The following is an 8,687-nucleotide window of genomic DNA, read 5'->3' on the forward strand; positions in this document are numbered from 1 at the left end:
GTCACGGAAGATTGGCCGTATAACCGGTAAACCTGTTGATAACGGAAAACATGCCCCGTGCAATATCTAAGTCGATCTATGGTTCTGGTGTCAGGGATGGCGGTGTTGGCCGGCTGTGGTGGCGGAGGCTCCGGTTCGTCGGTGCCTTTGCGGATACCATTCTTTCGGCATCGCCGGCCCTGGTGTCACTCAGCAACGAGGGCGAGCAGAGCGTATCGGTTGAGCTCAGCGTTTTCGGCGATGGTAATGTTTCCAACCTGTCGCTGGGTGACAGGCCGGCCAGCTGGTCAGCGACGAACAGGCCCGAAACGCCGGCCGGCACTTTGTGCTGCTGGTTAACACCGAGCCCAATGAAGATAACCTGTATATGGCCGAATCCCAGGTGACCCTGGATGCGGAAAACGGCGTCTATTCGTTCCGTTTCGAGAACGACGATGGCGAAGAGCCGCAGCAGCTTCGCGAGGTGCGCCCGGGAGACTACTATCTTGTAGCCGGCAGTGACCTGGATGGTGACGGAATCATTTGCCAGCCGGGCGAGGCCTGCGCCGAGTATCCGATTACCGGCTTGCGGGAGGTGATCACCATCGAGGAAGGCCAAAGCCTCTCCGATATCCGCCTGACTACCGGTTTTTCCCGGCCCACGATTTCTGCGGCTTCACCGGATATACTGCCCCGGCCCGGCTTTCAGGGGTATCAGCTGAGGACTCCCAAGACACAAACCGGCCCGGCCGACAATCGAACCAGGATGACGCAATGAACCGATTTCCCCTTAAACCTGCAACCGCAGTACTCGCTGCCACGCTGCTGGCGGCCTGCAGTGCCAATGCCCCCAGGGAAGCCCAGCCTGCGCCGCAGGTGCGGCAGGTTACCCAGTCGGCCCATTGTGGCCTGACTGGTCCCGGTGTGGCGCCGGTCAGCTCGCCGGAAGCGCTGGAGAACCTGTTGGGTGTCAGTGGCCAGAATATGGCCACTGGCGTAATCCGGCAGGTGGACCTGGCGTCAGAGCAGCTCATTATCGTGACTCTGGGGCAGAAACCTACGGCCGGCTACAGTGTCGGCCTGCAGGATGTCCAGTGGCAGGAGCCAGTACTGAAACTGGCCATGCAGGTGAATTCACCGGCACCGGATATGATGGTGGCGCAGGTGATTACCTCACCTTGTGTGGTGCTGGCGGTGAAGGGCGACCACTGGCAAAGGCTGGAAGTGTCTGGCCTTACGCCTCAGCCCATCGTCAAAACCGCTGGAAAGTGACGCGGTCCGGCACCGGCACAAAACAACCGTTGATCTTTCAGCGTGAATCCCTAAGCTATGGCTCAGCTTTCACGACCAATTGCGGAGTCATGCCGTCCCTATGAGCCAGCAACAATATAACGCCGACGCTATTGAAGTCCTCAGTGGCCTGGACCCGGTGCGCAAGCGCCCGGGCATGTACACCGACACCTCAAGGCCCAACCACCTGGCTCAGGAAGTGATCGACAACAGTGTGGATGAGGCACTGGCCGGCCACGCCCGCAGAATCGACGTAGTGCTTCACAGTGACAATTCCCTGAGCGTGGAAGACGACGGCCGGGGGATGCCCGTCGATATTCACAAAGAACAGGGCGTGCCCGGGGTCGAACTGATCCTGACCCGCCTGCACGCCGGCGGCAAGTTCTCTGAAGGTAACTACAACTTCTCCGGTGGTTTGCACGGTGTGGGTGTCTCGGTTGTGAATGCCCTGTCTACCCACCTGGAAGTGCTGATCAAGCGTGACGGCCAGTTGCACCGGATGACCTTCGCCAACGGCGATAAGGCTTCCGAGCTGGAAGTGGTCGACACCGTTGGCAAGCGCAACACCGGTACCCGCCTGAAGTTCACGCCGGATCCGAAATACTTCGACAGCCCCAATTTCTCGGTCAGCCGCCTGCGCCATAACCTGCGCGCCAAGGCCGTACTGTGCCCGGGCCTTCGGGTGACCTTCCTGCAGGAAAAGACCGGCGAAAAAGACGAGTGGTTCTACGAGGACGGCCTGCGGGATTATCTGCGCACGGCCCTGGCGGATATCGAAGCGGTCCCGCTGGAACCGTTTACTGGCAGCTTCTCCGGTAACAAAGAAGCCGTAGACTGGGCCATCCAGTGGTTGCCGGAAGGCGGCGACGCGGTGATGGAAAGCTACGTGAACCTGATTCCCACCGCCCAGGGCGGCACCCACGTAAACGGCCTGCGTACCGGCCTGCTCGAAGCCATGCGGGAATTCTGCGAGTTCCGCAGCTTGCTGCCCCGGGGCGTTAAGCTGTCACCGGAAGATATCTGGGAGCGGGTGGCCTATGTGCTCTCGTTCAAGATGCAGGAACCCCAGTTCTCCGGCCAGACCAAGGAGCGTTTGTCGTCCCGCGAAGCCGCGGCGTTCGTATCTGGCGTGGTCAAGGATGCTTTCAGCCTGTGGCTGAACCAGCATACCGACATCGCCGAGGTACTGGCCGAGCTGTTTATCAGCAATGCCCAGCGCCGTCTGCGGGCCAGCAAGAAAGTAGCCCGCAAGAAAGTCACCTCCGGCCCGGCTCTGCCCGGCAAACTGGCCGACTGTTCCGGCTCGGACACCAATCGCTCGGAGCTGTTCCTGGTGGAAGGGGACTCGGCTGGCGGTTCTGCCAAGCAGGCCCGGGACAGGGAATTCCAGGCGGTCATGCCGCTGCGGGGCAAGATCCTGAATACCTGGGAGGTAGATTCCGGTGAAATCCTCGCGTCCCAGGAGGTCCACGACATTGCCGTTGCCATCGGGGTAGACCCCGGTTCTGACGACCTGACCGGCCTGCGCTACAACAAGGTGTGCATCCTGGCCGATGCCGACTCCGACGGCCTGCACATTGCCACCCTGCTGTGTGCGCTGTTCGTGAAGCACTTCCGGCCGCTGGTCTCCGCCGGCCATGTGTTTGTCGCCATGCCGCCGCTGTACCGGGTGGATCTGGGCAAGGAAACCTTCTACGCCCTGGATGAGCACGAGAAACAGGGCATTATTGACCGGCTGGAAGCCGAGAAGCGCCGGGGCAAGCTTCAGGTAACCCGCTTCAAGGGCCTGGGTGAGATGAACCCGCTTCAGTTGCGGGAAACCACCATGGCCCCGGATACCCGCCGCCTGGTGATGCTGACCCTGGAAGACGGTGATGACACCGACGAGCGTATGGATATGCTGCTGGGCAAGAAGCGGGCCTCAGACCGCCGGGCCTGGCTGGAAGCCTACGGCAATATGGCAGACGTGGCGGTTTGATTGTAGGTTCACCCATAAGGTGACATTTTTAGCCCATAAAGTGTCACCGTTTTGCGCATAAGTTGTCACCGATGAGAGTTGTTCTCAACAAAAAGCCGGGCAAGACGCTCGGCTTTTTGCTTTTAAGCCGGTGCGCGTTCGATTCTGTGGATATAGGAGCTAGGATTAACTGGTAGAGGCAATCGGTCAGGCGGTTGTTCTATCTACACGTAACAAACTTGACAAAACTTGACCTCAGCATATACTTTGCGCATGCAAAAAAGACTGAATCTTAATAAAGCTCAACAGGCGATCGAAAAGGCGGGGCTTAGCCAAACTGCCGTTGCCGATGCTTTAGGTGTGTCTAAAGAAGCCGTTTCTCAATGGCTAAACGCAAAATCTTTTCCCCGTCCGAATAAACTTCTTCAGTTGGGCAAGCTGCTGAACTTGTCTTTCGATGAGTTAGTCATAAGAGACGACCCGGCCGCGCCGAAAGTGGCATTTCGAAAAATGCGTGGCACAAAAACAAAAGATCATCATATCGAAAAAGCCCAGGAAATCGGGCGTTTCTTGCGTCACCTCGTACCTTACCTGCCGTTTGACACCTTTGAAATGCCGCCGGTACTTAAGTCGCCGAACTGTGATTATGACTACCTCCGCGCTGTAACAGCGAAGGTTAGAGAAGATATTAATCTTGGCCCGGTAGAGTGTGTGGACTTCACACACCTGATCCGTCGATTCAGTGAGCTACAGGCCGTTGTAGTGCCCGTAATGTGGGGCGCAAAAAAAGTACATGAAAATGCGGTGCACATATACCTACCAGATTCCCAAACCACATGGGTGTATCTAAATCTCGATACCAATATCCACGATTTTAAGTTTTGGATGGCTCATGAGCTGGGGCATTGCTTGTCACCAAGCCTTGAAGGAGACGAGGCTGAAGATTTTGCTGATGCATTTGCTGCGAGCCTACTATACCCTCATGAGTTAGCTGAGCAGGCATATGCTTCAATCAAAGCGAAGCCGTCTTCTGCTGCTAAAATTGCACATGTTATTAGCTTGGCTGACCAATTGATGATATCGCCTTATACGGTGATTGGTCAGGTGAAAAAATATGCCAAAGCAACTGGCCGGCCAGAGATACAGCTGAGTAAATCCGCTTTCCCAGGCGCTGTAACTAACTTCAATAAAAGATATAAAAACCTCAGTGTTGCGTTATTCGGAGGTACAGCGCTTGACGATCATGGCAAGCCAAGTGCCCGAAGCTACATTGAGAAGGCAGAGGACGCATTCGAAACCCCATTTTTCGACCTGCTTAGAAAATACCTAAAGGAGCACGGTAAGGGGCCGGGTTTCGTTCAAACTGTGCTGGATATGCCACTACTTGATGCACGGAGTATCCACACAGAGTTGACCTGATGTCGCAATCGAAAATCCTCGTTGATACCAATGCCTACCTAAGGTTGGCCAAAACCATACGTCCCTTACTGTTCGTGCCCTTTGGTGATAACGAGTACAGCCTGTATATCCTGCCTGAGCTGAACGAAGAGCTTGCAAGTACAAAGCTTCAAAGCAAATTTCCCTGGGTGGACGAGCAAGAATTCTCCGAGAATCGCAAACACTTCCCTAATGTTGGAAGAAAGCAGAAAAAATCCATCCAACAAACGTTTGAATACGTCTGGGATTATGTGCAAACAGAATTGCCGGGTCCGTCCAAAGTTGATGCATGGTATATCTCCTATGCGCTAGAACTAGGTGTTCCGGTGGTGACGGATGACCAGGATATGACCGAATTGGCTGAGGCATTCGATGCGCAGGTCATGCCGACGTTAGAACTGCTCAAAATCATGCTGGACAGCGGCCATACGGACATGAAAACCATCAATGGCCTGGTTGAGTACTGGAAATACTTTAAAGACCTGCCCGCCAATTTCAGCGCCGATTTCCAGCGACTGTTTGGCAATCAAAATGCCTGAATACCCGTCTTGCTTGATATCCCTCCCAGATCCTTTAAATTGACAGTCCTGTACTTTTTCGACACTGGTGAGATTTCTCGTCATGAGTGACCCCATACTGACCATCAAGGACGTGGCTGACTACCTCAAGGTTAACGAGCGGACCATATACCGGCTGGCTGCAAGTGGCCAACTACCAGGCTTCAAGGTGGGTAACTCCTGGCGATTCAAGCAAAGTGAGCTGGAGCAATATATTGTCGCCCAGCACAACCGCGCCAGTGTCAGTGAACCGAATAAATCAGAAGATAACTAGGAATCCGGCCCCATGGCACAACTGGAAAATATCGAAGCGATTGAAAAACGCCTGTGGAAATCGGCTGATACCTTACGCGCCAACTCCGAGCTGGCTAGCAATGAGTACTTCTTGCCGGTGATGGGGCTGATCTTTCTGCGCCATGCCTACAGTCGCTATCTATCAGTTAAGGACGAGATTGTCGCAACTCTGCCCAGTCGCGGTGGTAAAACCCGCGAGCTTACCAAAGAAGACTTCTCTAAAAAGAGCGCTATCTACCTCAAGCCGGAAGCGCAGTTCGACTACCTGATTGCCCTGACTGATGCCGATAACCGCGCGGAAGCGATTATCCATGCCATGGAATCTATTGAGGCTGATTACACCAACCTGCGCAATCAGCTACCCAAGCAGGAATACAACAATATTCCCAACGACGTGTTGGGCATGCTGCTACGTACGCTCAATCCGGAAGAATTAAAGAAGGCTACGGGGGATATTTTTGGTCGTATTTACGAATACTTCCTCACCCAGTTTGCCGATCAGGGGGCGCACGATGGTGGTGAATTCTTTACCCCGGTCTCGTTAGTACAGTTGATTGTGAATGTGCTGGAGCCGGATCACGGCAAAATCTTTGACCCGGCGTGTGGTTCTGGCGGCATGTTTGTACAAAGCGCCCACTTTATGGAGCGACACGCGCAAGACCCGCACGAGCTGACTTTCTACGGCCACGAGAAAAACCGGGTTACTACGCGCCTGGCCAAAATGAACCTGGCGGTGCATGGATTGGAAGGCAATGTGGAAGGTGGTGAAGCCGCCATTACCTACTACAACGACCCCCACGAAGGCCTCTTCGGCACCGTCGATTATGTGATGGCAAACCCGCCTTTTAACGTGGATGAGGTCGACGCAGACAAAGTCAAAGGTGATAAGCGCCGCCTGCCCTTTGGTTTGCCGGGTGTCAACAAAAACAAAAAGGTCAGCAACGCGAATTATCTGTGGATTCAGTATTTCTACAGCTACCTGAACGAAAAAGGCCGGGCGGGCTTTGTTATGTCGTCCCAGGCCTCCAGTGCCGGGCGGGACGAAGCCAAGGTGCGCGAGCAGTTGGTGAAAACAGGCCATGTGGACATCATGGTCGATATTCGCGGTAACTTCTTCTATACACGCTCGGTTCCTTGCCAGTTGTGGTTCCTGAATAAAAACAAACCCGCGCATCTGAAAGACAAGGTGTTAATGCTGGATGCCCGCAACGTCTATCGCAAAGTCACCCGCAAGATTTACGACTTCAGCCCGGAACAGCAGCAAAACCTGACCGCTGTGGTCTGGCTCTACCGTGGCGACGGCGAGCGGTTTGTTGAATTGGTGCAGCGGTATATCGACAAAGCCATTTTTGAAGCTCGCTATTGTGAAAATTCTGAAGAGTTAGCCTGCGAGCCGGTACCAGACTTTATCACTCAGTTGGGAAAACTCGACCAAGCCTTTAAGCCCTTTATGGAAAAGCTGGAGCAAGACGGCATTAGTGTTGAGCCCTATGTCGATTACTTAAATGCCAAAGGCTCTGTAGAGGGCGGCTGGTCCGCATTTCAAGTCCTGACGAACGACCTGCAAAAGTGGTGGAATGAAAACGACTATAACGATGCTGCCAGCTTGCTGGACTTCATCGACAAAGATGCTTGTTTGAAAGACCTGTCGGAACAAAGCCGAAACTTGATTAAAGAAATCGACCTGGCCTACAAGCTGGCAACTCGCGTGATTGAGTTGGCCGAAGCCAATAACGCCAAAGACAGCGAGCTGTGGGACAGCACGCTGTTAAATGGTCGAGGTCGCAACAACCTTAAGAAAGCCGCTGATGAAGCCCGCAAGCTGGCAGTAGAGCAACTCAAGCAGGTGCGCTACTTCTATAAACAGGCCCATTGGCTGCTAAGTCGCTTCCCGGAAGGTAAGCTGCGCGATGTGGAAGGCTTAGTAAAACTGGTGGATATCAAGGAAATTGAAGCCGCGGACTGGAGCCTGACGCCGGGCCGCTACGTGGGTGTAGCACCGGAAGAGGTGGATGAAGACTTCGATTTTGAAGAAAAATTGCGCGATATTCATATTGAGTTGCAAGGTTTAAATGCTGAAGCGGCAGAGTTGGCCGAAAAGATTACCCGTAACTTTGAGGAGTTGGGGGTATGAGTTGGACGGAATGTCAGCTTGGAGAAATATTGACTTTAAAAAGAGGCTATGACTTACCTAATTCTGCCCGTAAGAATGGCGATGTTCCTGTTGTTTCTTCCTCGGGCATTACTGGATACCACAATACCGCCAAAGTCGATGGCCCTGCTGTAGTAACCGGTCGATATGGTACTTTAGGAGAGGTCTATTACGTTGAAGGAGAGTGTTGGCCGTTAAATACTGCTTTGTATGTGCAGAACTTTAAGGGTAACAGACCTAAGTTTGTGTATTACTTCCTTCAATCAGTTTTGAAGGGAATGAAAAGTGATAAGGCAGCTGTGCCGGGCGTGAATCGTAATGATCTCCATGCTCGCAATGTAATATGTACAAAAGACCACGCTCTTCAGGCCGCTGTTGAAGAGTTGATTTCCCCTTACGACGATCTAATCACAAACAACCGCCGCCGTATCCAGTTGTTGGAAGAATCTGCTCGCCTGCTGTACCAGGAATGGTTTGTTCACTTGCGCTTTCCCGGACATGAACAAGTTAAGATTATTGATGGTGTGCCGGAGGGGTGGGAGAAGAAGCCACTCAAGAAAATTGCAACACTTAACTATGGAAAAGCACTGAAAGCCGAAGTGCGTGTGCCAGGTCCATTTCTCGTTTATGGATCAAGTGGGGAGGTAGGAAGCCACGAGAAAGCCTTGGTAAAAGGGCCTGGTATCGTAGTTGGAAGAAAAGGCAATGTTGGGAGTGTCTACTGGGTAAATGCCGATTTCTACCCTATTGATACCGTCTATTTTATTTCCGCCGAAGAAAGCAGTTTATTCCTGTATCACGCCCTTCAAAATGTACAGTTCATTAATACCGATGTTGCTGTGCCGGGGTTAAATCGAGATATGGCCTACAGCCGAGAAATACGAGTTATTGTCAAATCTGGTGTATGACCATCAGGCAGCGTTCCTGCCAGATTGATCTTCCACCTGTATTCCATCCTGAAACTGCACGTTGTCCACGACCAGCTTCAGTTGGTCAAACCCCTTGATTCGCTTCCAGCGTT

At 53.2% G+C, this 8,687-nt stretch carries 8 protein-coding genes; all 8 read left to right on the plus strand.

All coding sequences use genetic code 11. The annotated features are described in order from the left end of the window. The first annotated feature begins 325 nt into the window (after positions 1 to 325). Positions 326 to 757: a hypothetical protein gene (locus AC13DJ_RS02175; protein ID WP_482932954.1), complete on the plus strand. Its 432-nt coding sequence runs from the start codon at positions 326 to 328 to the stop codon at positions 755 to 757. Next, complete coding sequence (locus AC13DJ_RS02180) at positions 754 to 1,251, plus strand: protease complex subunit PrcB family protein (protein ID WP_473802164.1); 498 nt, start codon at positions 754 to 756, stop codon at positions 1,249 to 1,251. Before AC13DJ_RS02175 ends, AC13DJ_RS02180 begins: the two co-directional genes overlap by 4 nt. Before the next feature lie 100 nt (positions 1,252 to 1,351). Further along, on the plus strand, positions 1,352 to 3,247 hold the full coding sequence (gene parE, locus AC13DJ_RS02185; RefSeq protein WP_022989958.1) for a DNA topoisomerase IV subunit B: 1,896 nt from the start codon (positions 1,352 to 1,354) through the stop codon (positions 3,245 to 3,247). A gap of 252 nt (positions 3,248 to 3,499) precedes the next feature. Further along, positions 3,500 to 4,645: a helix-turn-helix domain-containing protein gene (locus AC13DJ_RS02190; RefSeq protein ID WP_474539916.1), complete on the plus strand. Its 1,146-nt coding sequence runs from the start codon at positions 3,500 to 3,502 to the stop codon at positions 4,643 to 4,645. Continuing rightward, a complete protein-coding gene (locus tag AC13DJ_RS02195) occupies positions 4,645 to 5,202 on the plus strand; it encodes a hypothetical protein (RefSeq protein WP_474539915.1) in 558 nt (185 codons plus the stop codon). Before AC13DJ_RS02190 ends, AC13DJ_RS02195 begins: the two co-directional genes overlap by 1 nt. Positions 5,203 to 5,284: 82 nt before the next feature. Then, positions 5,285 to 5,494 (plus strand): helix-turn-helix domain-containing protein, encoded by a 210-nt coding sequence (locus AC13DJ_RS02200; RefSeq protein WP_474539914.1) that lies wholly within the window; start codon positions 5,285 to 5,287, stop codon positions 5,492 to 5,494. A 12-nt stretch (positions 5,495 to 5,506) separates the two neighbouring features. Beyond that, positions 5,507 to 7,648, plus strand: coding sequence for a class I SAM-dependent DNA methyltransferase (locus tag AC13DJ_RS02205; protein WP_474539913.1), 2,142 nt, complete (start codon positions 5,507 to 5,509; stop codon positions 7,646 to 7,648). Next, positions 7,645 to 8,574 carry a restriction endonuclease subunit S gene (locus tag AC13DJ_RS02210; protein WP_482932955.1) on the plus strand — a complete coding sequence of 310 codons (930 nt, stop codon included), beginning with the start codon at positions 7,645 to 7,647 and terminating at the stop codon, positions 8,572 to 8,574. The genes AC13DJ_RS02205 and AC13DJ_RS02210 overlap by 4 nt, the downstream gene beginning before the upstream one ends. The last annotated feature ends 113 nt before the right edge of the window (positions 8,575 to 8,687 follow it).

The organism is Marinobacter sp. L-46, from assembly GCF_056859535.1.